Source organism: Acinetobacter sp. A47, from assembly GCF_000805455.1.
Taxonomy (GTDB): Bacteria; Pseudomonadota; Gammaproteobacteria; order Pseudomonadales; family Moraxellaceae; genus Acinetobacter.
Genome location: NZ_JSUS01000065.1, coordinates 1 through 24426, shown reverse-complemented (window position 1 = coordinate 24426; position 24426 = coordinate 1). Strand labels below are relative to the sequence as shown.

The following is a 24426-nucleotide window of genomic DNA, read 5'->3' as shown; positions in this document are numbered from 1 at the left end:
AGTCCTTTTTGACGAAGCAGCCCTATAGCCTAACTTCATCCATAAGGACTTGATTATGACCTTTCGTAAGCTATCTTTTGCCCAAAGGCAGGAGATTATTGCGGCATTCAAACATGGAAATACGCACCCTAACGATCTTGCCAGCTACTACAACGTCTCAGTAACTACGGTTAAAAACGTTCTAGCAGATGTAGGACTCGTTAAGATCAGCAGTCGAAAGACCCCAGATCAGGATGCCATGTTAGAGCAACTCAAGACCTTGGGCATCACAAATGTCCAACAGTTGCGAAAGCAACTAATGAGCACACAGTCTTATCAAGAACTGTTTAACCAGCTCACCATAGAACAACGTGTGGCGTGCTTCACACAGTCTTTTACTGGAATGAAGTCACCACCACCGGAACTAACTGACTTTACAACAACAAATTCTCAGGATTCACCAAATGTTAACGGCGCAAGGCATTCAAGCTAAAACCAACACTCTGTACAACACTGCTAACTCTCTTGATGAGGCTTGGCACAACATGAAGTCTCATGCACCTAAAGGCGCAGCAAATGAGTTCTTCGCACATCTGATGATCTATCACAACACTCTTGTTCGTGAACTATCTATCTAATTTACTTACTTAAGTAAGTAAGCAATTAAGTAATTAAAGGTAAACTTAAAATGATTAAAGTAACGTTGAAGCAATTGGAACCTATTCTCTTACGCCAGTTAAAGGCAGGGATTGTACCGTTCTTACACGGAAAACCGGGTATCGGCAAATCAGCCCTATTCATGGCTCTCGCTGAAAAGCTGGAACTACAATACATTGATGTTCGCTTAGCGGATATGGACCCAACTGAGTTCGCAGGCTTCCCACGTATTAACGATGAGAAGGGCTATGCGGAGTATGTCCCATTAAACTTGTTCCCGACTGAATCTTGGCCACTTCCAAAAGGTAAACGTGGTTGGTTAATTGGCCTTGATGAGTTCTCATCTGCGCCTAAGGCAGTTCAGGTAGCTGCATATAAACTTGTACTTGATCGCATGGTAGGGCAACGCAAGTTGCACCCAAATGTTCTGATGGTTGCTGCAGGTAACTTGTCTACTGATGGTGCAATCGTAGAACCTCAATCATCCGCTATTACATCTCGTACGGCGAACTTTGAAGTTGTTGAAAGTGCACCTGACTGGTGTGAATGGGCTAACAATGCCGGTATTGATCACCGCATCACATCATTCCTTCGTTTCAAACCAGATCTGATTCATACACTCAATCCAGATACACCAGAAGAACCGTATGCATGTGCTCGTACGTGGCACAAATCAAGTGATTGTATCGTAGGCCAACCTGTAGGGGAGGGCGATACCGCACTTCTTGCATCACTTATTGGTGAAGGTGTGGCAAGTGTATTTATCCAATACGCAGACATCTACAAAGAACTACCTACGCTCAAACAGATCCGCCAAGACCCTAAGAATTACCCTGTGCCAAAACGCCTAGATATTCAATGGGCATTGATGGGTAGCTTATGTCAGCAAACCACTGAGGACAACCTACAGGATGTGATCGACTATTTAGATCGCTTCCCGGATGAGTTGGTAGTAGTGGCCATGCGTGACATGTTTGCCCGTCAACCTCACTTGTATGACTTAGAGGAATCTCAGAACTGGCTTAACACTGCAGCAGCGCGAGTGTTCTAAGTGCGCTTCGATTTCCATTACACAGAACGGGTAGGGGGCTATTTCCGTACCCGTTATGAAACCATTGAATCAGATACGCTATACGGTGCACAGGTTAAGTTTGTTCGCAAATTTGGCCGTGTACCAAGCCATGTGAGTTATTGATGTTAAACATAAACCCTTATGATTTTAGTTTAGTTGCAGTGCATGACCCACACTCAATCACAATTGACGTTCCTTTACCATTGGCCGAAGCCTTAAAACAATTGCTTAGCCATTACCGAGTTAATTACTCAACTGTTGTACCTCTGAATGGTATTTCATTATTTAGAGCTGAAATCGACATTGATATTAGTGATCTCGATTTACAGAAGGAATTGCTTAAAAACCAATTCCCTTTCAAATTTGAAATTGAGGGTCGTGATGATCGTGATGAAGCCTATCTTTATGCAGGTTACACCTCGGATGGTAATTATGCCCATAAGGGAGTTGAGTACGACAACCAATTTACTGGTATATCAACCCTTATGTATTGGCAAACCGAAGGTATCCTCAGCGAGAAGTTAGAGGAGCTGGCAGAGCGTTGCCGTCCATGGAGTTTTACCCAAATTGATGTTGAAAAGGCTAAAGTCATAGCACTCAAGTTCATGGTAAGACCGGGGGCAGCTCATGGGTGATCGTTGCACTTGTCACATTACCGTTAAGGCTTCCGATCAAGTCAGAGCGGTGAAAATCTTTCAAAACTATGGGTGGGGCACGTACTGCTTCAATGCAAATAATGAAGGGACAATGACCTTTGAGGTTTGTGAGGTGAATTACGGTGATTTAGATGCTGAGTCACAGACCCTTCTTGAAGCCGGCATTGAGCACTCCATATGGAACGGTGAGGGCGGTGAATATGGGGAAGGTTATACACATTACCGTTTTACTGAAAAGGGCGAGCTATACAAAGCTGAGTACACAGATAAAGGTGAGTTCATCGACCCTGACACTCTAAAAGTATGGCTTAACACGGGCAACTTGGATTATGTAGAGGAGAAATTAGCGGAGCATATCCGTTATACCACTACACCAGGATATGACATGACCGGTCTCAATGCTAAACGCTATTTGATGGCGCAGATGGTGAAACCTAAATGAAGGAGATTCCCCGTGGTATTAAGTACGTTCTGTACTTCCATAAGACCCTTTTAGATGGCTTACCTTTAATTGAAAAGTTCTTAGTGCATGTGCATGTGGGTATGCATGCCCCACATCCCGATGTTGTTTGCATGGCGCTTAGACCTTATTACAACAGTGAAGGGCGTGCGCCTATCAATGCACTTTTACAACTCAAGGTTCCTTTTACATTACGTCAACGGTATTACGATAGTACAACTGTTACAGAATCACCATTTCATGTAAACGACGGACATTGGACAATGCAGCCCTTTCGTTTTTTACCAAATGGTCAAACAAATGTTTTAGATCCTTACATAGACGACCCTTACCGGTTTACTGAGGAGGATATTCAAATGACCAAAACTGCAATCATGCGCGAAACCATTAATCCAGTATTAGGAAAACTGTAATGTTCGGCCCTGATCAAACTTTTGAGTACTCTGAGGATTTACGGGCAGTATTCCGTTCCTTAACACGTGACACCCCTCTTGTAATCTACTGCCTTGTAGAACATGCCGCTGAAATTATGAATATTGCACAAATGCATAGCGAGTTTAAATGGCAATGTATGCAAGCGGGTAAGCCACAAGTACGCTCAATCGTAGCAAGACGCAGCCACCCTACAACGGTAGGTCGAGTGGATACTTATCCAATAATTAAAGACCTCCACCATAAAGTTATACCTTTCACGATGGTTAATTCCAGCCAACGGACTCGTGAGCACTTTCACATAGCACGTTTCGTTAATGGCCATTCTTATCGCCATAAAAGCTTAGATTACGACAGTGCTCAATTTCAGCCAGAACAGGTTAAAGAAATGGTTCGCTACTCAGTGGCAACACCAGATCATGCAATCCAAGTTCTAAACCTGATTGACGACAAACTCCGTGACTACATTGATCCACCGTTAGATGCTGACCAATTGGCAGCGTATAGACGTGAAAGTATGGCCCGTGTTGTTCGTCCAAGCCTTGCAACAGATGTAATAAACAAATCAATTTGGGGCAATCCCCGAGATCTTTTGGACATGTTTAAATGATTAAGAAATCAGGAGCAAAACTCCTAATCCTCAAAGCTTATGTAAATCCTGTATTGCTCAAGACCACTCGTTATGGCCATGAGCGTGTAGGGGTAACAACCAACGGTACACGTGCAATCCTTACTTTGGATAAAGTAGAGCAAGAACCTATCTGGTTACTTGACCTACGCCGTAATGCGGTGCCTTTTATCTGGCTTTGGGGTGAAGAAGGGGACTGGAAGTACATTAATGCCAGCGAAGTTGCACGCAACAAAGCGACTGTCTTAGACAACCTGAACTCAGCCACAGCAGAGAACGCCAGTTACTTTGAATTACTGGAAGGGCTTAAGTTCCACCAGTTCTCATCGGATCTGGTAGCTCACGCATACGATAACTATCGTAACGTATTTTTAGATGATTAATTACTTAAGTATTAATTTACTTACTTAAGTGAGTAAGTAGGAAACCAACAAAATGACCGAAGATGAATTAGCTAAGGCAATTAGCCGAGCAAAGATTGGATTAATCCAGAAACCTGAAACCACGTTTATCAGTACGATCTGTTTCTCATTAGAGCTGATCGTATCAGAGGCGCACACAAAGACTGCAGCCACAAATGGTAAACAGTTGATCATTAACCCTAAGTTCTTTGCAGCTTTACCCATTGATGAACGTGTATTTGTACTGGCACATGAAGCACTACACGTTGCCTATATGCACATGATTCGTGTTGGTGATCGTAACTTCAAAAAGTGGAATAAAGCATGTGATTACGTCATTAACGGATTCTTAGCCGAGGCCGGTTTTAAAGTCCCAAATTGGGTGCTGTACAACAAAAAGTTCGATGGTCTGTCATCTGAGCAAGTGTACGACCGTCTCCCAGATGATCCACCAAATGACGACTTTGAATGCGACATGGAGCCAATTGACGGCGATGCATCTCCCGCAGACAAACAGAAAGCAAAAGAGATCACTGACATTGTAGTCCGTGCACAGCTCTACGCTGAGATGAAAGGGGAGAAGGGTGACAAACACATTCCGGGTGAAATTAAACGTTACCTGGAAGACATGCTCAATCCGAAAGTGGATTGGAGAAAGGTATTGGCACGCCTGCTGAAATCCATGAGTAAAAGTGATTACAGCACTAAAAAGTTCAATCGTAAGTACCTACAGCATGGCCTTTATTTTCCTACGTTAGTCAGTGAAGGGAACTTGTCACAAGTCTCTTTTGCAGTGGACGTTTCAGGTTCAGTCACAGACAAAGTATGCACACAGTTTTGCTCTGAGATGTATTCGGTTCTCAAACAATACTCACCTGAGCTAATTGAGGTCATTCAGTTCGACCATGAAGTGCAGAAAGTCTCAGTCGTTAAGGGATTCCGAGACCTTACTAAATTGTCTTTTGTGGGGGGAGGAGGAACGTTAATCCGTCCAGTATTCCAAACCTTTAAAGAATCTAAATCTAAAGCTTTGATCATCCTTACTGATGGTCACATTTGGCACAGGGATATGCAGTACTTGAAGAAGGTGGACAACAGACCTGTGTTCTGGTGCATCTACGACAACCCTAAATTCCGTGCCCCTTTTGGAAAAGTGATTCATTTCACACTTAAATAAGGACTACACATGTATGGAACTTACAGCAGACCAACAAGCGGCTAAAGACGCAATTATCAAATTTCTTTCAGCGCGTGACTCCCATGTATTTGTGTTGAAGGGCTTTGCTGGTACAGGTAAAACCACACTGGTTAAACAGGTATTGGAGCACATCCCTAAAGCGGATGAGTTGGCCAAGATCATTAACCCTAAACATCGTCCACGTGAGGTATTCCTTACTGCAACTACGCATAAAGCTGCAGAGGCTTTGAGTGTTGCTGCAGATCAAGACGTTAATACCATTCACTCGCATTTAGAGATCCGTGTACACACAGATTACTCAACAGGGGAGAACACCCTTAAGCGTAAATATGGAGCTGCAGACATTGAAGACCAGATCATCTTTATTGATGAAGCGTCTTACATTGATGAGAAGCTCCTCAAAATGATCCTGTTTGCCACTAAGAGCAGCAAGATTGTTTTCATGGGCGATCCAACACAGTTAACACCGGTAGGACTTGATCATACGCCGGTATTTGAACGTGGCTTCCCAGAAGCTGTACTCACAAAGGTCGTTCGTCAAGATGATGGCAATCCAATCAAAGAGATCAGTCATCGACTACGCCAATTCATTTTAGGTGAAGTAGAGACCTTCCCTCGCTTTAAGGTAGACGGTAAACACATTCAACGTGTAGACCGGGAAACCTTTGATTCCCTGGTAATGGCTGAGTTCACAAATCCTGATTGGAAGATGAAGGACTCTAAGATGCTTGCTTGGACGAATGCCCGAGTCAACAAGTACAACAAAGCGTTGCGTAAGAAAGCCACTGGCCGTCCTGAATTGGCTAAGGGCGATTATGCCGTTAACAATCATCACGTTCAGGTAAACAAGGAAGCTATCAAGACAGATGCCACTGTATTGATCACAGCTATCGAACCTGCAGTCCGTTACGGTTACTCAGGCAAGAACATTGATACTGACAAATGTAGAGGTCTATTCCAGTTGGATAACTGGGCTGACTACGACAAAGCCTTGAGTGAAGCCGTTGAAGAAAAGAATGCATCAAAGGTTAAAGAGATCAAGGAGACGTGGTGTGACTTACGTGCGGCTTATTGCTGTACGGTCAACAAGTCACAAGGATCTACCTTCCAAAAAGTCTTCATTGATCTGGATGACATCTGCAGATGTCGAGACATGAATCAACTGGCTCGAATGCTCTATGTTGCAATCTCTCGGGCTAAATCTACGGTAATTCTCACAGGGGATATGTAATGTCCCCTCTACATAAGTATCGCCTACAAGGTGAGATTCGTGAGTTCCTTTACCGGAAAGTCTTTAACCATATCGAGAAACGCATCCTAGAGCTTGCCACACGTAATCAGGAGATTACAGGCAGTATCACACTAGCTTTCGTATATCGCAGCGAGACGTTTGCACAGCGCGTTGTATCGAAGGGACGTTACATCATTCCTAAGCCATTGGATGAAAGTTTACGCCCGGAGATGGACAAGATATTAGCCCACCGAACCAACATCATTTCTGAGTCTGATTATGTCATGTCTCTGATGTCTAAAGTTTTCTCAATGACCAACAAAGTTGAGGAAGTTTTAGGGTTACTACCTGAGGGTATTCACCCACCCATTATCAAGTTCATAGGGCAAGGCTGTCCGGCACCAAGCGATTTACCACCTGAAATGCATCAAGAAGTGCTTGAGTTCAATGCACAAGGATACGAGATGCTCCGTACCCGTTTAATGGGTAATTTAGTACTGTAGGGATACCATGCGCCATTTATTATTTGCAGAACCGCAAGATAGTTACGATGTAGCTATCCTAATCAAACCATCCTCATTCAATGAGCAGGAAATCTTAAACAACTACGTTAAACCGTTAGAAGTTCAAGGGATTTCTAGGGAACGTGTCATTGCCTTCACATTGGAATATGGCCCAAACAACAAAGTCACAGCAACTCAGTGTAAGCAATACCTTGAGAAGCTGTTACCTGTATTGGCTGAACAGGGCATTAAGTACCTGTACTGTGCTGACGCGCCTTATTTCAAAGTGTTGGCTAAACAGACAAAGGCCGAACCGCATTATGGTTATCGCCTAAATGTGGGGATTAAGGACTTTGAATACCTCCAAGTGACGTTAGGTACTAACTGGTCTGCATTAACCTACAACCCTAATCTAGTCGAGAAGTTAGATCTATCTGTACAAACACTGGCTGACATTGTAAATGGCACATACGCAGCACTTGGACAAGGGATTATTGAGTACGAGGACTACCCAGACAATCTTCAAAAAATTGAATGGGCTTTGAATCGATTACACCAATACCCTGTCCTGACCTGTGATACAGAGACCTTTAGCTTGAAGTTCTATGAAGCTGGATTAGGTACATGTGCATTCGCTTGGAGTAAACACGAAGGGATGGCATTCCCCGTGGAAATCACCAAGAACGCAAATCCAATGAACCCAGACCACTGCTCAAGAAAGCTCAATCCAGAAGTTAAAAAGCTACTGAGACGCTTCCTTGAATCGTACAAAGGTAAGTTGGTTTTCCATAATGCAGCCTATGACATCAAGGTACTCATTTACAGTTTATGGATGCGAGATCCGCTAGATCGTGAAGGTCTACTTCATGGTTTAGATGTCCTCACGCGCAACATGGACGATACGAAGCTCATCATTTATCTGGCCACCAACTCTGCAGCAGGCAATTTCCTATCTTTAAAGGATAATGCACATGAATTTGCAGGGAATTGGGCACAGTCTGATATTGCTGACATTCGTAAAATTCCTTATGACGACCTGCTTCGTTACAACCTAGTCGACTGCTTATCCACTTGGTATGTATACGAAAAGTATTACCCAATCATGGTTCGAGATCAGCAAGAGAAGCTGTATAAAGAGCAGTTCCTACCAACCCTTAAGGTCATCATCCAGATGGAGCTTATTGGGATGCCTATGGACGCTGATGAGGTACAGAATCTTAAGCGAACCCTTGTTGCAGAACAGGAGGAATGCCTTGCTGTAATTGAGAAGTCTCAATGGGTAGATTTGACTCTTAAACGTATGCAATTGGATGCTGTGGTTAAGTACAACGGTGAGCACATTAAACAGAAGACCGTTGAGGATTTCTGTGACATGAAGTTCAACCCGGGCAGTCCAAAACAGTTGGGCATACTGCTTTACAATGTAATGACATTACCTGTACTAGACCGTACCAAAACCAAAGAACCTGCTACGGGTGCAGACGTATTAGAGAAGCTGCTAAACCATACAGATGATCCAACTAAAATTGAACTCCTCAATGCTTTGCATGACTTGGCTAAGGTAGACAAGATCATCAGTTCGTTCGTACCGGCCTTTGAAGGGGCAGTACTTAAAGCTGATGGAACTGCTTGGCTACATGGGAACTTCAACTTAGGCGGAACAGTCTCCGGTCGATTGTCTTCATCTGGTCCAAACCTTCAGAATTTACCTTCTGGTTCTAAGTTTGGTAAACCAGTTAAGACATGTTTCAGACCACCTAAGGGCTTCCTATTCGGGGGTGCCGACTTCAACTCGCTTGAAGACTACATCTCTGCATTAACCACAAAAGACCCGAACAAACTTAAGGTTTACCTTGAGGGATATGACGGTCACTGTCTACGTGCATTCTATTACTTCCCTGAACAGATGCCTGACATTGTGGAAGCGTACGCAAGTACGACTGACACAAAAGAGCGAGTATTTATCGTTAACTCGATTAAGAAGAAGTACCCTGAATTGCGTCAAAAATCTAAGGCACCAACCTTCGCATTGACGTACCAGGGAACGTGGACAACTCTTGTTAAGAACTGTGGTTTCGCTCCGGGAGTGGCTAAACAGATTGAGAAGTCATACCACGACATGTACAAAGTTTCAGATGCTTGGGTAGCTGAAAAGCTTAAGAAAGCCTGTAAGACTGGTTATGTTGAGGTAGCCTTCGGATTACGTGTACGTACACCACTGCTTAAGCAATCAATCTTGGGTAACTCTAAGACTTTGAAAGAGGCTGAGGCAGAGGGACGTACTGCAGGTAATGCATTAGGTCAGTCATACGGAATGCTGAACAACCGAGCTGCTGTAGAGTTTATGAACCGCGTATGGAACTCTCCATATCGTCAGGACATTTTCCCTGTAGCACTTATCCATGATGCAATCTATCTCATCATCCGTGATGATTTAGAGATTGTAACTTGGGCAAACAAGAACCTTATCGAGTGTATGTCATGGCAAGAATTGCCAGAGATCCAGCATGACAAGGTAAAACTTGGAGCTGCTCTCGACATCTTCCATCCTTCATGGGCCAATGAGATCACATTGCCAAACAATGCTGACGCTCAAACCATTAAGAAGACATGCATTGAAGGGCACAGAGCTTATTACAGTTAAATACTTACTTAAGCAAGTAAGTATTGCATAACTGTTTAATTTAGCTTAATATCGGCTTCGTTAGGTTGTCGTGACGCAACATCCCTAACGTAGCAATATCACTCGGAATAAAGGGAAGGGCCTCTAGGAAACTAGGGGCTTTTTTCTTATCAAAAACCAATAATAGGATACCTATGCAACTCTCACATTTAATGAACCTACCTAATTGGAATGGTTTAATTCACTTAATTAAACAGACACATAACGTACGCTTGCACGTATCGAACTCAGGCAATGAGTTGGTATTCAACTACCTCAACTCAACATTTTTTATTTATGATCAACCTATCAATATCGAAGAAGATGGCTCAATCTATCTGCAGATCAAACCCAAGAGCCGTATGATTCGTACATTACCTCGCTTCATTAAGATCTACTTAATGGACGATCACGGCGTAATGATCTTCAAAGAGCAAATCGAGGCTCTCCAACAGATTAACTATGCTTAATCTTTGAACATTTAAAAACTTTATTTACTTACTTACTTGAGTAAGTAAATAAGTAAAACTATGATGGTCTCGTTCTTAATTAATAGGGAAATTAATTATGTACTTCCGAGATCCGAGTAAATACAAGTACACAACCGACAACATCATTGTAGGTAATGCCGAACTGCATGTTGTTGAAATCAAAGGCCGTAAGGGATGGGCCAAACTAGGTGGGGGTGTAATTTATGATAAGCAAGACGCTATCAAATACGCCACCAAACTAAACCAGATTATTAAACACAACGTCCTACGCCAGTATGCCCAGCGCAACTACCGTGGATGAAATTTAGTATCGATTCTTTAATGCAATTAGAATGCTGCTCACTATTGTCAAATGGGAGCAGCAAGGATGCCGCTACAACACCAGACTGACTATGTGGCCCTCTTGGGGGCCTTAATTATCAGTTCCGTTTCAGGTCTGATTTCCATTGGAAGGCAGATCCTAAAGCAAGAGCGAGTCTCAAAACTATGGATAGTTACTGAGTACGCTTCTGCCTTGCTTGTTGGGTACTTGGCTTATGACTTGTACCCGGTAATCAAAGGTTCTCTCTATGCATGGATCACTGAACCAATCTTCGTAGTGACTGCAGCCCACATTGGTAGCCGCATGTTCCATTACCTTGAAGATGCCTTACGGGCTAGGTTCGATTCATTGAATGGGAGGTATTAATTAACACAAGGGAGTGGGGCTATTTAGCCCCATTTTTTATGCAACCAGCTTTTAAACCATTAGCTCCGGAAATTGCCGAAGCAATTCTAAATACATTCCTATCTGACATAACCACACATAAAGCAGTGATTGCACGGAAACACGATGTTGGCATTGCCACCGTGTACCGAGTCATACGCAATTACCGATATAAAACAGGACGTGAATTTCCCCATGGAAACAAACGAAAGACCCTTCGCCCAATCTTTCCGAGAACTTTGCGGTCTCGGCTCCGGAGAAGTTCTCACCAAATTCAACGGCGAACGCATTGAATATCACCCAAATGTGATCGTAGACATCAACTACAACGATGACGACCAGACGTACACCTTTGATATTTATCACAGTGGAAAATGGCATTACGGCTATACCCGTCTCGATCAAGTACATCAAATCGCACTTAAGCAATTAGAAGGAATCATCTAATGATCAAAATCATCCGAGCACCTGACCCTGTAGTACTACAGGCACGTATTAACGAATACACCGAATCTATTAATGACACGCATGTCGTTCTAGGCTGCAGCATCGCAGTAAACAATGGGAACTCGATCATTGCTGCAATTACTGTAACGGAGCTTGGTTAATGGGAGCAATCGTACGCACACATCAAAGCCCTGAGCACGATTACGTGACTTGCAACCTGGCAGATCGAAGTAAGTTTCTTACGCCTACAGACCTCGTAGGTCAGGCAATCGCAGACTTTGTGGCCAGTGGTAATGACTACCAAGGGGGCTTCTTAAACTTCCTTTCAGCCTACAACGACGATGTACGGAAAGTACTGATTGACAACATGACACGTGAATCACGTGAACGTTGCGAGAAAGAGTTCCGGAAGCAGTTAGACATCCACCCTGAGGTCGCAGGCTTACAAGTGGATATTCATTACAGCTACACAGGCAGCATAAGCAACATCGTTATCCGAGGTGTGTAATGAAACAAACCAATGATTTAGGCACACCAACTGGCAGTACTAATCCAGATGGAACAATTGACCCTGAGCCTGTAGTGGATTGGGTATCTGACGAGGAGAAACGTCACCCAACAAAGTTACATGGTGTACCTGTATGGCTTCATCTCGATCAATGCTTTGACGCTGCAGTGATGTACAAGTGTAATACCTATGAACGTGGGACCGTACTACATACCGCACATCCCCGAGAATGGACAAACGCAACCATCGTAGAGGTACTGCCTTACGCAGACAAGGACTTGCCCCCGCTATTCAAAATTCTTACTGACATCGGTAATTACATGTACCACTCAGAAAATGCTTTGAAGCACATGTATCTACCCCCTGACCGCAGACGTGTCGCATCTGGCGAGAAACTGGATTGGTCACAGGTGCTATGAAGTACCGAGAAAAGCTAGGGCAAATCGATTCAAAAGCTGTGTTCTTTCGGACAGCCAATACCAAACATAAAGCACTCGCAAAACAGCTCATGTCCCAACTAGGTAAAGACCATGCTTGGGGTGTGAGAACTTATCGTTACATCCGCGAGATGTTCATTGAATGTGAAGGAATATTCCTTCGGGAACAACTAATTAAGGAACTATATGAGCATTATCACTCAAGTCGGGAACATCCTGACAATTGACCTAAGTAAGTATCACAACGACCAATGGTTTGAGCTATCGCCAGGCGAACAGGAGATCTTTAAAGAGAACTTAATTAGCGACATTGATAGCGTTATCGAAGGTGCATTCATAAACATGGAGAACGATTGATGAAGTACCGTGAACGTTTAGATGATGCAACTTCTGTAAAGCAATTCCTGAGCATTGCTAACCGGCACCATAAGATAAAAATCAAGGAAATGGTACACCTTGTTAACCCTCAAGATGGCCGTAGCATCAATGAAACTGCTTTTTGGATTCGTAATGAGTTCATTCTTAATCACAACATCATGTTTAGATTTCAGATGCTTATAGAACTGGTTAAACATTACCAAAAATGCAGTCCACGTAAACGTCCTACAGTGGTTGTCGACTGATGAACATAGCTCACTTTACGCCTCTGGTAATTCTAGGGGCATTGATATTCCTTGGCTGGCTCATGGCTCAGCCTGTGCCTGAATCCAAACTTGAGAAGGCTCGTAAGCGTGGTTATGAGTTTGCTAAGACCGTTTATGTAGGAAATCCAACCACATGCACCTTAGATTTTCTGGAACGTCGTTCTGTAGGTTTTGATGGTGATACGCAGGAAGGCCGTGCCTTTGATCGTGGTATCCGTGACTTTATCTGGGAGATCCGTGCAGAGGAGATACCAGGTTAATGACTTACCACATGCACAGCGAGGAGCTTAAGAAGCTCAAGCGTGGCGATTCTGTATGTATCGAAGGTACTTATTATGTCGTCAAGTCTGCAGGACATAAGTGGATTTACTTACATGGTTTAGAACGTCCAATCAGTATTGAAACAGCTCGAATGAAACCACGTAAGTACGGACACCCAGATGCGCATTATGCCTATGCCACAGCAACCCTCTACAACTTAGCCAAAGATCGCGCTAAACGGGCCTCAGTAACGTTTAATGCTTTAAGGGGTATGAATGTATGGAACACGCCAGAAGCTCTCCAAGAGGAGCTGTACGGCGTTCTAGTGAAGCATAATGTAATTAAGAATCGGGCGTTGCCCGATCAAACGGTTTAAAGGAGACCTTCCATGTTCACCAAAGCAAGAAAACGCTTCGTCAGATCGGTTGAAGTGATGACACAGAAACCATGTAAAGCCTGTGGTGATTTTGGAAGGATAGTCCATATCTTCAATCGCCGTATTAACTGGTCAGAATCTTACGACATCCGTGAGTTTGACTGTATCAAATGTGGGGTAAGGCAATGAGCTGTAAACTCTGCGGTAAACCAATTGTATTAAGTCCTTCGGCTGCTGAACGTGCTCGTAAGTGTACCAGTGGCCATTCAGCTTCGTACTATAAAAATCTGTTTACAACGCATAGTGAGTGCCAAATTAAAGCTTGGTATTCACGTTGATTGGCAAAATGTTCCAACTGTGGATAAGTATAGTTTTCATAAAAAAGTTTTTGAATTCATAACTTGTTGTTTTCAAAAAGTATTGTGGATAATTGTGTAATTACATTTCGCATAACGCACATTATGTTAACTGCGATACATAAAGAAAAACCCTAAAAGCCTTCGCTCCTAGGGTTTTTCAGACCAATTAAAGGATTTAACCTTTAAAACAAGTCTACTGTAATCAAAGATTAAGTCAAGCTACAGAGCCTCGCATTTGTTTAAGTTTTGAATTCAAAGTATGGAGAATACGATCATCGTACTCATCCCAAATTTGATCTTCTGATTTCTGAGCTTCTTCACGTTGGATTGTACCCCATTGAATTGCTCGTTCTAATTCTTCTTCGTTCAAGTAAGCAATTGGTTCGTGGAATTTAGCCATTTTAAGATTTCCTGCATTTTGTGGATAAGTAGGTATTTTTATCCACAGATTTTAACCGTTCTAGACCATAAAAAGATCTTTTTAAATTTAGAATCTAAAGAGTTCTTTTTAGGGTATCACAGTGAGACCTATTAAGGCTTAATTAGTCTCACATAGAGACCCTTTTAAGGGTACTCAGTCTCACACTGAGACTAGACTCTACTTATAGGTATCATACTGAGACCTATTTTTATAAATCAATAGGTATCACAGTGAGACCAATCAAAAATGCATCAGTCTCACTGTGAGACTAATAGAAAAAGAAAAGGTCTCACCATGAGACCTATCCAGTTGAAGTTTTCTTCTTAATACCGCGCTTTATTTTAGCTGCAGTAGAACCATCGCCCTGCTGTGCCAGGTCATTTAAATGATCTTCAAGTGTCTGGCTTTCACGCGTGACATGAATAGCATTGGTAGTACTATTATCAATATTGTCCCCGGCTACAATGTTTTGTACGCCGCCAGATTCAATATTGGATACGATAACTTGTAAGTGTTCGATGTGAATGTAGCGAGCTGCATTAACATCACCTGATGATTGAATCAATTCTTTAAGTTCTGATACAGCTTTTACAGCGTATTTAGGGATGTATTCCCAAGATGCTGTAGCCTGTACATCGCCGTTTTCATCTAACATGGGTATCCTCTCACACACTCTGTAGATTGTATGTCTACCCGATGTATTCTTTGTGAGGTAGCCCATCTCTACTAAGACAGGAATACATCTGAATACATTAGCCCTAGAAACGCCAGTTGCTTTACAGATCGTCTCGATTGACGGAAATGCATCTGGACGTTCGTAATTAACACATGACTTTATATAGCAATACACGTTAAACGCGTGTGAACCCATTTGAGCCACGTCACCTGAATCGTACATGGCTTTAAATAGGTGAAAGAACTGAGTCTGTGCTTTAAGTTCGTCTAAATTAGAATCCATTTTTCGTTAGCCATTCCGCAACAGCATCCGAACCAATGTCCTGATGCGACATTTCAAGCGTATAAGCAGCTTTACGCAAACGCTCATACACAGGTAAGGTTACTTTAACAGATAACTGCTTTGTAACCTGTGGTGCATCTGATTTTACCACATCCGGTTGGCCAGAAGTTTGAGCAGGCGCAGATTGCTCAGCAACCTGTTTAAGACTGTCTAATGATAAAGGTGCTTTGCCCATTGTTACTCTCCGACGCGACTGAGTACATAATTAGTGAGTTTGACTACATCTTCTGCAGCTTTAGAGCTTGGCTCTGTATCAATTACAGTTGAGCCTGACACTGCAGATGTAGGATGTGAGATGTAGTTGTATTGTGTTGGTGCTATTGGCCCAAGCTGTGACAGTGTTTCTAATGCCAATGTCAGTAAGCTTGTATTTGGCTTAGCCTCATTCACAATAAACGTAAAGTCTTTGCCAGCGTTCTGAATCAGCTTATGCGTTTCCACAACAGCTTCGATGTCATCCGGACTGGCTTTGCAAGGAACCAAGATAAAGTCAGCAATACTGACAGTACCTTCGATTGCCTCATTAGAGTCCGGCGGTGTATCAATAATTAGATAGTCATACCCCGCACGTAGTGCACTAGCTTGAGCCTCTTTAATTTGGCTGTAGGGCACTACTAATAAGTCTAAGTCTTCAACAGTACGGCGATTCCACCATTTTGATAGAGTACCTTGAAGGTCAGTATCAATTAGTAGAACACGCTTGCCACGCTTTATCAAAGCAACAGCAAAGTTACGCGCATTTGTGGTCTTTCCAGACCCACCCTTTCGGGATGCAATTACCACTGTTTTCATATTTATATTTTTACGGTCTCTCTGTGAGACCTATTTAATCAAGTAAGTAATTAAGTAAGCAAGTAAGACTACAAATCGTAAATGTAACAAAACATTTCTTAAATTGAAATAGCCTAAGCAGGTATGAGGTATATATGAGACCTACAACACTCTTTCAAACATCAAACTTAGTCAAACGTGCCGTGAAAAACTATCCTACAGTATGTAGTGATATAGGGAAAGAAGTTTTAAATCAAATGGTTAAAACATTTTATACAGTTGTAGATTTGCTTAGGCTATTTGCAAAAGCAGGTATGATACTGTTATTCCCTTTTTGGATTATTCCCTTCGCTTTAGCGTTTTTTCTAATCATCCGTTTGATCGAAAACCAAACCATTCAAATCAACGTCTGAACCTTTGTTTACTTACTTACTTGAGTAAATAGATACTTTAGACATACAATTCTTTCCGCATAGGAGAAACCAATGAAACCTGCAGTTTTATGCGTAGCATTAGATGCATTACTTAAGTGCTCGCACATTGACCCGGAAACACCTGGTATTTATCCAGTTAACTTAGCGAAGATTTTTGCTAACAATTACCACTTTCTCAACCGCAGTGTTGTGGATGCCTCTGACAAGAGCCTCTTGAACTATGACATCGCCCATGCTTTCCCGCAAATCTTGGGGTATGTAACCATTCAGAATGAAGATGGTAAGTACCTTTCATACTCTCGCGGTACAAACGGCGGTGAGAAAGGCCTTGCAGCCCTTCGTAGCATTGGCGTTGGCGGTCATACTGACATTGCGGATGTGGTGCTGGATGACGAAGGCAATATTAATGCCGTAGCAACTCTCGAAGCTTCAATTACACGTGAATTGAGCGAAGAAATTGGCTACTTCCTTACACCAGATCTTTCAGGCGTTCAGTTAGCTTTAGCTGTACTAAATGACCCTGTATCTGCTGTACATATTGGTTTGTGGGTTAACGTTGTAGTTGATACCAAACTAATTGCAGAAACAGATGAAACACAAGATCAAAAATGGTCTGCACCAGAGGACTTACTAAATGAGATCTCTGCGTACGAACCATGGTCTCAAATGATTATTAAGCAACTCAATACACAAAAGTAAATGTAAACACCCAGAGACAGTCCGTGGCTGTTTTATATCTTAGGTCTTGGAAATGATCAAAGCACATCAATTTACCGGAACACTTAATTCATCATACGCCCTCACATCATGGATTATTGATGGCACGTACATATACCCTAGTAATGTCTTAGGAGAAGGCAAACTAGAATACATGATCCTGCCATTACCAGAAGGTAATATGCGTTTGAATGTAGGGGACTGGCTCGTGCAACGAGATGGTGGCTTTAAGTCATATACAGATACGGAGTTCCGTGCGAACTATCTACCCGCTAATGTAGTTCTCAAGGCTTTAGATAACGTGGATGCACTTAAAGAGTTGCTTCCTTAATCTCACCAATGTTAGTGCACCACACTAGCATTTTTTATTAACCCTATTTACTTACTTAAGTAAGTAGATAATTAAAAGGAGTTTGCTCATGGGCGAGGGTTATTAATGCTCGGATTGGCAATTAAATGGTTATTCGTGCTCGCACTTTTAGCTTCACTTATCTTCGGAATTTCTAACAAGGCCATACGTGGCACTGTATTGAAAATCCTCAACAAATACAGTTGGCAAATCTGCCTAACTATTATCGCGTTCATCTTAATTATTCAAATCTCACTTATAGGGACTTAAACAGTGAAAAAGTTACTTGGAATCCTCACACTCAGCATCGCAACTTTAGGCTTAACAGGCTGTTTCTACGAAAAGGTTGAAACCGGTCATGTAGGCGTAGCTTGGGCATTGGGCAAAATGAAAACAGAGGAGCTTTCCCCTGGTATTCATCAGACTTTTACCCAGTCAATCAAAGTAATCAGTGTACGTGAAACGACTGTGCCTTTGGCAAACCTTAAGCCAAAGACCAAAGACAACGTAACGATGCAACAAGTAGCCATTGATGTGCGCTACACAATCGCCCCAAACCGTGTGGCTGAGACCCTTGCAAAACTTGCAGGTGACTTATCTTTTAACGCTGACGGCGACCAAGTAGTAGGTGAACGTTACGTTAAGCGTCACGCTCAGGAAGCCATCTTCAAAGCTGTAGCGAAGTTTGATTCAGGTGAGATCCATAAACATCGTGATGAAATTGCTGCAGATGTAGTGACTGAACTGCAGAAATCTTTGAATAAAGAAATGCCGGGCGTATTCCATATTCCAGGTGCGACAGTACGTTCATTAACTACTGACCCACGCTTAGAAGAAGCGATCCGTCAGGCAGCTCAGGTTCAATTTGAAATCAACCGTGCAGAAGGTCAGAAAGCTTTAGCGTTGGCACAGGCAGAAGTACGCCTTACCACTGCAAAAGCCGAAGCTGATGCAAACCGTGTGATTGCTGCATCTCTATCACCAATGCTGATCCGCAAGATGGAAATTGATGCACAACAAGCCTTTGCAGGTAAAGGTACGCATACAGTTCTTATGGGCAACGGCTCCGCTACTCCCCTTCTGAACGTTAAGTAATGTGTACTTAATCTGTTTCATATCAACGTTAGTGCTCATGGCCGTTGGCCAAGCACTAACGCTTCCCATTTACCTTTTATACAAAGCCCTTCGGGGCTTTTAATTTACCTATGCGCTTACCTTACATCTCGTTCATTTTTGGACTGTTAATAACGTTAATGGCTCTAATTTGCTTAGGCTATTTTTACTTTACCCAGGGCTTTAGTGCCGAGTTCTTTGGAAGCGCATTAGTGCTGCTTCTAGCTATTTGCGTAACCCTTGATTGGTTTTTAGAAGCCAAGAAAACTTATAGAAATTCAAAGTAATAGGATATAAACATGAATCCATTAAAACGTAAATTCAAACAAGGTGACATCACCGACATCGTAAACGTACTTGCACAACGTAAGTTCTCTGGACTTAAAGCAGAACTCAACAAAAAGAAATACGCTGTAGTTCAGCGTGTATATGACATCCTTCTTGGAAACCGTAAGCGCGATATGGAGAAACTCCCTAACGGCTGGCTCCCAAAGACACGCTCAATCAACCTACGCATTGTCGATGACAAAGGCGAGAAGGTTAAAGTTGCTAAACGTACCACTTATTATTATGGCTCAGAACAGCGTACACGCACTGATATGGTGTCAGATCTTGTTATCTACTTAGAAAAGGCTGAACTATTCCCGTACTTCATGTCTGACAAATGGATTGAGTTTCATGTAGACCACAAAGAGATCAATGAAATTCTTGAGATCCAATCAGATCTTGTAGACCTGGACGTAGAGTATGAAGCGTTCACTGAGGAGATGACCAACATCATCCGTACTGCGGGCAACTTCTTCAAATTATATGAACAGTGGCCAGAAGTTAAGCCATTGATCGAACATTTGGAACCAGTGGTTAAAACGCAACCTATGCCTATTGCATTGTTAGACAAAAACCACCTTAATAAACAGCTCGGTCTACCCCTTAAAGGAGCTGCCTAATGGCAAAATCACATCGTTACTTTTGTGTAGCATCATCTGATGCCGGTACACACCATACATTAGTTCTTGAGCGCAAGTTTCCCTATGTAAGTGCTGCAGCAATTAATATGATTTCTGATGTATTTTTACAAGATGCTAAGCGTGTAAACCCTAATGCAACTACGATCACTTTAGATAGTATTAACTATCTTGGGGAAATGACAGAAGAAGAATGGTTAGCTGACGATACCCAGCTTGCAAAGTAACCCCCACCCACACAGATTAGAATAAATAGTTATATTGATTTGTGCGGTATATTGTTCTATATTTACTTGGAGAAGGTGAGGTAGCTGTAACTACCCCACCCCGTTATGTTAGTAAACTGCCTGACTGATCAGTAGTAATACCAACGTAACGACAACGATGAGTACACGGTTCATCGTAGACACTCCAAGGTCTATGGTAATGTCTAACCATTACGGGTCGCCTTGAGCCTTATTGCTAAGGCACTCGTAATGTACCACAATAAAAGCTCCTATATGGGGCTTTTATTCTATCTGGTGCATCATGCGATCATTTGAAGATCTAACAAAAGAAATTGAAGCCAAAGGGCTTCATAAGACTGTTAATGAGTACACAACCAAGCTGTACTCATTAATTGAAAGTGCCCCTAAGGTAGATGGGCTAAGACGTATCTCTGTACATGACGAGTATGTCAGAGTACATACAATCCTGAATTTACTTATTGTTATACAAGGTGGACCATCCACCAAACCTAAATCATTTGAAGCCTTTTATAGCCTCCCAGAACAACAGAACCTCCTTTAAGGAGGTTCATCGGTTGTTGGCCAAGCTTGCTTTAACCTTATCGCATCAAGTGCGTGTCCATCAGCTTTGACTGCCAGGTCTTTATATTCTGCGACGCACTGTTTGAATACGTTACTGAGGGTATTGGTGTACTCAGTTTTGGACTCGCTGGAAGCTGTAACCCATTTGGATTGAGCTTTACTGAGTTGCTCTGACAACCCGTTAGCACGATCAATGAGGACAGCGTTATCAGCATTAAGCTGAGCGACTTTTTCATTAAATTCCTTCTCTGCAGTGTTCATTTTGGTTTGCCACTTGATGTTCATATCCTTAATGGCAAATTCGGTTGTTTCGATATGATCTTTGTACTCTTGCTTTACCTGAGTCAGTCGATAGTCATTGACCAATAACAGGATAAAGAACCAAGCACTCAGGAAGGCCCAAAAGTGCTTGAATACAAAGCAAATAGCGTTAACTACGAGCTTCGGCAATTAACACCTCCGCTACAGCTTTCGCTACTAACCATTTTTTAGCATCCCACAAAGCCAATTCAGCGTTGTTTGAGATGAAGAATAGTTCCAGAACAATTCCACCAGCCTGAACATAACCTAAGCGAGTATGCTGGCCAGAGTTCTCAGGTTTCCAACCTTTGTCCCCACGAAGCGGGATGCCCAATACTGAATTGATTGCACCACAAAGCTTCTGTGACAGTACCTTGTCCTTTGCTTGTGACAGTGCTTCAACACCGCGAGCCGAGGCTGGCCCTGCATTACAGTGGAACTCAACTGCAGCATGTGCACCTTTGGCCAATGTGATTGCAGTACGTAAAGGCAAGTTGGTTTGACCAGTACCATCAGTACGGATAGTCACACCTGCAGCCTTTAAGTAGTGAGCAACCATGTTACGCATATCAGCAGCAATCTCCGCCTCTGTACGCTTTCCATTTACTGCACCAGGGTCAGTATTACTGTGCCCGGCAGTAATTGTAATAATCTTCATAAACACTCCTTGTTTACTTACTTAAGTAAGTAGATTTACTTAATATGAAGGTCAATCCATTTACCTTTAGGAATCTGAAACGGTTTACCGCCTTTAGTGACGGTAACAGTAACCGAGCTTCCTGCCTGTGCTACTGCCGCTTCAAATTCAACGACACCTTTATAATCCATTGGAACTTCTAAAGTCCAATTTGATGTGTCAAGGTTTGTAGCGAGTAACGTATACACACCATCTCTGAACGAAGAAAAGACTTTCTCCCCGTACTGAGTCACCGCTTCATCATGGTACAAACGCAGTGAGTTGTTCGCTGCCTTGATGTTGCCATTTACGGTAGTGATTGCATTAGAACCACCATACAGATCAAACCATGGACTAAATTCACCTGTCCCTGCACGAGAGCCACGGTAAGAGCAAGTAGGTACAGTGGTAACGTCACGAATACCAAACTGAGCCTTGATACCTGCATCACGTGTACCGAGAGTCAAAGCCGTCATACGATCTGAGTTAAGCCAAGTGAATTCACCTGATTTAAACTGGTTTGGTTTAGACTGCTTAGATTGTAGAGTGGTCGGTGCCAAGTCAGTACCAATACCAACTGTTCCCACCACAAACAAATTACCTTCCTCATTACCCACTGCTTTAGTTGCAGCATCTCCAATACCTAAGGCTTTACGTGCACCTTCCGCAGTAGTTGCTCCTGTACCCCCTCGGAGTACTGGAATTGCATCTGGAAGCTTATCTGCTCCCAAATACCCTGCCAAAAACGACCACAGTTCCAGAAAGTTCATATTGGCTTTCTGAATACCGGTTCTTGCAGGATCTCCTTTCTTATCGTTGGGTTGTACACCAACCCCAATGACTTGCCGCATAATTACCCCACAAAGAATTTAACAGCTTCAACCTCAGCAACAGTAGTTGCATCGTAGATTGCAGCGCGAGCTACACGACCTGCAGCATGTACACGTTGGATGTGATCGGCCATAGATTTAGCCAAGTCACGGAACTCCTCAACAGTGAAGTCCACTACCCCTTCATCTGCTGTAGTCCATTGAACAGGTTCGCCTAAAATTAAAGCTGAGTTAATACGGCACTGTGAATTAAGGTCTGAGTCATATTTAATACCATCATGGGTAAAACCACCGTATTCAGCCATGTTGCGCTGAAACTTGATCGAATCCCAATGTGAACGTTGAACATCTTCAAGTACACGTGTATCAACCCAAGCTTTCTTGTCATAGTCATAAACCATATACACAGAAGGCGCAGGGCCGATGTTCACCCAGTTTGAGCCATTCCAGTAATCTGTTTCTCGTGGCGGCGGTAAGAGCGTTGATGTGTAATCTGGCGGGACTTGCTCAAGCACTTCCAGTTTTGTGCCTTCAATACGACCACCAAATTGTCCATTAGGTTTAATTAAGTAGAGTTGCATAAGTCATTCCTTGACTGAAAAAGATAGTGTAACGAGTTCCATCGTTACACTGTTAATTGGGTATTAAGGGTTAGGTACATACATAACCAGAACTTGAAATGAATCCCCACCTGCTGCAGATGAAAGCTTGGCATTAAAATTCTGAGTTAAGTAACGGGTCATTGTATTAAAGTAGGTATAGAAATCAGGGAGTAGGAAAATCCTATGCCCCCTTCTACGAAGGTAGAGTAGCGGAAACTGAGTAACACCAACGGAATCAGTTGCTTGCGGACCAAACATGGCATTATTCATGCTTACATAGAAGAATACTTTATTCATATCTAAATCATGGGGTACATCAAAGAATAGCTGAGGTACTCCATGATAGGTGTGATCTCCGAACCAAATAGTATGCCAATCAATTAACTGGATTGATTGGGCAAGTGATTCAGAACCCCAAACCATTTGCCCTTGTTGGTTAAATACCTGCAGGTGCTCGTTAGGCTGAGGTATCGGGTTATACTCCCTTACATCAGCCATAAGAACTCGCCCAGAATGCTGCCTAATACCCATACACGTACCATAATCGGGGCTAAAACTAACCACTGCACCATCAGCTAGTTGCATAAAGTACATGTAGCCATCTTTCATAGTTACCCTTGGATAACCGAAAGCTCTATTATGCCTTTGATCAATAAGCTGCTTATTTTCAGGGTCAATAATATAAGTGCCGTATTGGGCACCATTAGAACCGTCAAACCATTCTATGTACTCTTTATGCCGTCCAATAGGTTTTGTCTCGGTACTGAGCTGCAAGGAGCCGTCAGGTGCATAAATATCAAAATGTACAGGCATCTTACATACTCACCGTAAAAGCAGGTTGACTCACATGCGCCCAAAGCTGTGCTTGATTGATGTTATGAGGAAACCGGATAATTCGCGTCATAGTGCGAATGAAGTCATGGTCTCGTTGAGGCTGAACCAAGAACAGCCAAGGAATGTAGGCTAGGCCTCTTTTTCCTTTGGCTGCGGGAATCTTAATGGCGAGGTCTACTTGCCAACGAGTCGTCCAATCGCTTTTAGTGACAATATGCATACTTTCGAGTGCATTATAGTTTCCATCATATTTAAGAACCTTGAACCGTTCACTGCTAAAGCGCAGTGAACCGTCAGGGTTAAAAATCTCCAAAATTGCTGGCATTAGCTAATCCCTAATCTGATACCAAGTTGTCCGTTAGGATAGAAGATCTGAGTCATTCCACCTGTCTGTACTGTCTTAGAACCATCGGGCGCTGTAATGGTTACATTACGTGCCGAGATCGCAATAGCTTCCAATGCTTGTGTGGTCAAATGGT

37 protein-coding genes and 1 pseudogene are annotated in these 24426 nt (G+C 42.7%); 27 read left to right on the top strand and 11 right to left on the bottom strand.

From position 1 onward, the window contains the following. The first annotated feature begins 55 nt into the window (after positions 1-55). From OC23_RS14760 to OC23_RS14665, 21 genes are all read left to right on the top strand, one after another. The gene (locus OC23_RS14760; protein ID WP_038345653.1) at positions 56-472 is read left to right on the top strand and encodes a hypothetical protein; all 417 of its coding nucleotides are present in this window, start codon (positions 56-58) and stop codon (positions 470-472) included. Then, positions 444-617 carry a hypothetical protein gene (locus OC23_RS19200; protein WP_161792302.1) on the top strand — a complete coding sequence of 58 codons (174 nt, stop codon included), beginning with the start codon at positions 444-446 and terminating at the stop codon, positions 615-617. The genes OC23_RS14760 and OC23_RS19200 overlap by 29 nt, the downstream gene beginning before the upstream one ends. Before the next feature lie 50 nt (positions 618-667). After that, positions 668-1687, top strand: coding sequence for an AAA family ATPase (locus tag OC23_RS14755; RefSeq protein WP_052209177.1), 1020 nt, complete (start codon positions 668-670; stop codon positions 1685-1687). After that, positions 1688-1831 (top strand): hypothetical protein, encoded by a 144-nt coding sequence (locus tag OC23_RS19195; RefSeq protein ID WP_161792301.1) that lies wholly within the window; start codon positions 1688-1690, stop codon positions 1829-1831. Then, positions 1831-2343, top strand: coding sequence for a hypothetical protein (locus OC23_RS14750; protein WP_038345652.1), 513 nt, complete (start codon positions 1831-1833; stop codon positions 2341-2343). Before OC23_RS19195 ends, OC23_RS14750 begins: the two co-directional genes overlap by 1 nt. Then, positions 2336-2806, top strand: a complete 471-nt coding sequence (locus OC23_RS14745; RefSeq protein WP_038345651.1) for a hypothetical protein — start codon at positions 2336-2338, stop codon at positions 2804-2806. The genes OC23_RS14750 and OC23_RS14745 overlap by 8 nt, the downstream gene beginning before the upstream one ends. Next, the gene (locus OC23_RS14740) at positions 2803-3237 is read left to right on the top strand and encodes a hypothetical protein (protein WP_038345650.1); all 435 of its coding nucleotides are present in this window, start codon (positions 2803-2805) and stop codon (positions 3235-3237) included. Before OC23_RS14745 ends, OC23_RS14740 begins: the two co-directional genes overlap by 4 nt. Then, on the top strand, positions 3237-3866 hold the full coding sequence (locus tag OC23_RS14735; protein WP_038345649.1) for a hypothetical protein: 630 nt from the start codon (positions 3237-3239) through the stop codon (positions 3864-3866). Before OC23_RS14740 ends, OC23_RS14735 begins: the two co-directional genes overlap by 1 nt. Next, a complete protein-coding gene (locus tag OC23_RS14730) occupies positions 3863-4267 on the top strand; it encodes a hypothetical protein (protein WP_038345648.1) in 405 nt (134 codons plus the stop codon). The genes OC23_RS14735 and OC23_RS14730 overlap by 4 nt, the downstream gene beginning before the upstream one ends. Positions 4268-4319: 52 nt before the next feature. Continuing rightward, positions 4320-5462, top strand: a complete 1143-nt coding sequence (locus tag OC23_RS14725) for a DUF2201 family putative metallopeptidase (RefSeq protein WP_038345647.1) — start codon at positions 4320-4322, stop codon at positions 5460-5462. 13 nt (positions 5463-5475) lie between these two features. Then, positions 5476-6714, top strand: coding sequence for an ATP-dependent DNA helicase (locus OC23_RS14720; RefSeq protein ID WP_038345646.1), 1239 nt, complete (start codon positions 5476-5478; stop codon positions 6712-6714). Next, positions 6714-7217 carry a hypothetical protein gene (locus OC23_RS14715; protein ID WP_038345645.1) on the top strand — a complete coding sequence of 168 codons (504 nt, stop codon included), beginning with the start codon at positions 6714-6716 and terminating at the stop codon, positions 7215-7217. Before OC23_RS14720 ends, OC23_RS14715 begins: the two co-directional genes overlap by 1 nt. 7 nt (positions 7218-7224) lie before the next feature. Continuing rightward, on the top strand, positions 7225-9861 hold the full coding sequence (locus OC23_RS14710; protein ID WP_038345644.1) for a DNA polymerase: 2637 nt from the start codon (positions 7225-7227) through the stop codon (positions 9859-9861). A gap of 191 nt (positions 9862-10052) precedes the next feature. Further along, positions 10053-10349, top strand: a complete 297-nt coding sequence (locus tag OC23_RS14705; protein ID WP_152607842.1) for a hypothetical protein — start codon at positions 10053-10055, stop codon at positions 10347-10349. A gap of 97 nt (positions 10350-10446) precedes the next feature. Next, positions 10447-10671, top strand: coding sequence for a hypothetical protein (locus OC23_RS14700; RefSeq protein WP_038345642.1), 225 nt, complete (start codon positions 10447-10449; stop codon positions 10669-10671). Positions 10672-11271: 600 nt separating this feature from the next. Further along, complete coding sequence (locus OC23_RS14690) at positions 11272-11523, top strand: hypothetical protein (RefSeq protein ID WP_152607841.1); 252 nt, start codon at positions 11272-11274, stop codon at positions 11521-11523. Between the two features lie 205 nt (positions 11524-11728). Then, positions 11729-12031, top strand: a complete 303-nt coding sequence (locus OC23_RS14685) for a hypothetical protein (protein WP_152607840.1) — start codon at positions 11729-11731, stop codon at positions 12029-12031. Further along, positions 12031-12450: a hypothetical protein gene (locus tag OC23_RS14680; protein WP_038345639.1), complete on the top strand. Its 420-nt coding sequence runs from the start codon at positions 12031-12033 to the stop codon at positions 12448-12450. The genes OC23_RS14685 and OC23_RS14680 overlap by 1 nt, the downstream gene beginning before the upstream one ends. Positions 12451-12824: 374 nt before the next feature. Next, positions 12825-13091, top strand: coding sequence for a hypothetical protein (locus OC23_RS14675; RefSeq protein WP_038345638.1), 267 nt, complete (start codon positions 12825-12827; stop codon positions 13089-13091). Continuing rightward, on the top strand, positions 13091-13372 hold the full coding sequence (locus OC23_RS14670) for a hypothetical protein (protein ID WP_152607839.1): 282 nt from the start codon (positions 13091-13093) through the stop codon (positions 13370-13372). Before OC23_RS14675 ends, OC23_RS14670 begins: the two co-directional genes overlap by 1 nt. After that, entirely contained in the window at positions 13372-13749 is a 378-nt protein-coding gene (locus tag OC23_RS14665; protein ID WP_038345636.1) for a hypothetical protein, read from the top strand. Before OC23_RS14670 ends, OC23_RS14665 begins: the two co-directional genes overlap by 1 nt. Before the next feature lie 573 nt (positions 13750-14322). Here OC23_RS14665 and OC23_RS14660 read toward each other — a convergent pair. The 5 genes and pseudogenes from OC23_RS14660 to OC23_RS14645 form a co-directional block, all read right to left on the bottom strand. Further along, positions 14323-14508: a hypothetical protein gene (locus tag OC23_RS14660; RefSeq protein ID WP_038345635.1), complete on the bottom strand. Its 186-nt coding sequence runs from the start codon at positions 14506-14508 to the stop codon at positions 14323-14325. Between the two features lie 322 nt (positions 14509-14830). Further along, positions 14831-15184, bottom strand: a complete 354-nt coding sequence (locus OC23_RS19525) for a hypothetical protein (RefSeq protein WP_227505566.1) — start codon at positions 15182-15184, stop codon at positions 14831-14833. Positions 15185-15250: 66 nt separating this feature from the next. Then, positions 15251-15400: pseudogene (locus tag OC23_RS19670) on the bottom strand (helix-turn-helix domain-containing protein); the annotation flags it as partial. 76 nt (positions 15401-15476) lie between these two features. Beyond that, positions 15477-15722: a hypothetical protein gene (locus OC23_RS14650; RefSeq protein ID WP_038345634.1), complete on the bottom strand. Its 246-nt coding sequence runs from the start codon at positions 15720-15722 to the stop codon at positions 15477-15479. Positions 15723-15724: 2 nt separating this feature from the next. Further along, the gene (locus tag OC23_RS14645; protein ID WP_038345633.1) at positions 15725-16339 is read right to left on the bottom strand and encodes a ParA family protein; all 615 of its coding nucleotides are present in this window, start codon (positions 16337-16339) and stop codon (positions 15725-15727) included. Positions 16340-16473: 134 nt separating this feature from the next. Between OC23_RS14645 and OC23_RS14640 the strand changes: the two genes are divergently transcribed. The 6 genes from OC23_RS14640 (at position 16474) to OC23_RS14610 (ending at position 20123) form a co-directional block, all read left to right on the top strand. After that, positions 16474-16731 (top strand): hypothetical protein, encoded by a 258-nt coding sequence (locus OC23_RS14640; RefSeq protein WP_038345632.1) that lies wholly within the window; start codon positions 16474-16476, stop codon positions 16729-16731. A 72-nt stretch (positions 16732-16803) separates the two neighbouring features. Then, entirely contained in the window at positions 16804-17451 is a 648-nt protein-coding gene (locus OC23_RS18585) for a hypothetical protein (RefSeq protein WP_052209174.1), read from the top strand. A gap of 52 nt (positions 17452-17503) precedes the next feature. Then, positions 17504-17800 (top strand): hypothetical protein, encoded by a 297-nt coding sequence (locus tag OC23_RS14630; protein ID WP_038345631.1) that lies wholly within the window; start codon positions 17504-17506, stop codon positions 17798-17800. 291 nt (positions 17801-18091) lie between these two features. Beyond that, the gene (locus OC23_RS14620; RefSeq protein WP_038345629.1) at positions 18092-18913 is read left to right on the top strand and encodes an SPFH domain-containing protein; all 822 of its coding nucleotides are present in this window, start codon (positions 18092-18094) and stop codon (positions 18911-18913) included. 317 nt (positions 18914-19230) lie between these two features. Next, positions 19231-19878 carry an Nmad5 family putative nucleotide modification protein gene (locus OC23_RS14615; protein ID WP_038345628.1) on the top strand — a complete coding sequence of 216 codons (648 nt, stop codon included), beginning with the start codon at positions 19231-19233 and terminating at the stop codon, positions 19876-19878. Further along, the gene (locus OC23_RS14610; RefSeq protein WP_038345627.1) at positions 19878-20123 is read left to right on the top strand and encodes a hypothetical protein; all 246 of its coding nucleotides are present in this window, start codon (positions 19878-19880) and stop codon (positions 20121-20123) included. Before OC23_RS14615 ends, OC23_RS14610 begins: the two co-directional genes overlap by 1 nt. A gap of 558 nt (positions 20124-20681) precedes the next feature. Here the strand turns inward: OC23_RS14610 and OC23_RS18580 are convergent. The 6 genes from OC23_RS18580 to OC23_RS14575 all read right to left on the bottom strand — a co-directional run bounded on the left by OC23_RS18580 (position 20682) and on the right by OC23_RS14575 (position 24272). After that, positions 20682-21155, bottom strand: a complete 474-nt coding sequence (locus OC23_RS18580; protein WP_052209173.1) for a hypothetical protein — start codon at positions 21153-21155, stop codon at positions 20682-20684. Beyond that, a complete protein-coding gene (locus OC23_RS14595) occupies positions 21136-21663 on the bottom strand; it encodes an N-acetylmuramoyl-L-alanine amidase (RefSeq protein WP_038345625.1) in 528 nt (175 codons plus the stop codon). Before OC23_RS14595 ends, OC23_RS18580 begins: the two co-directional genes overlap by 20 nt. Positions 21664-21698: 35 nt before the next feature. Next, the gene (locus tag OC23_RS14590) at positions 21699-22532 is read right to left on the bottom strand and encodes a hypothetical protein (RefSeq protein WP_038345624.1); all 834 of its coding nucleotides are present in this window, start codon (positions 22530-22532) and stop codon (positions 21699-21701) included. A 2-nt stretch (positions 22533-22534) separates the two neighbouring features. Further along, complete coding sequence (locus tag OC23_RS14585) at positions 22535-23092, bottom strand: DUF4376 domain-containing protein (protein WP_038345623.1); 558 nt, start codon at positions 23090-23092, stop codon at positions 22535-22537. A gap of 63 nt (positions 23093-23155) precedes the next feature. Further along, positions 23156-23926 (bottom strand): hypothetical protein, encoded by a 771-nt coding sequence (locus OC23_RS14580; protein ID WP_038345622.1) that lies wholly within the window; start codon positions 23924-23926, stop codon positions 23156-23158. Position 23927: 1 nt separating this feature from the next. Further along, a complete protein-coding gene (locus OC23_RS14575) occupies positions 23928-24272 on the bottom strand; it encodes a hypothetical protein (RefSeq protein ID WP_038345621.1) in 345 nt (114 codons plus the stop codon). Between the last annotated feature and the right edge of the window lie 154 nt (positions 24273-24426).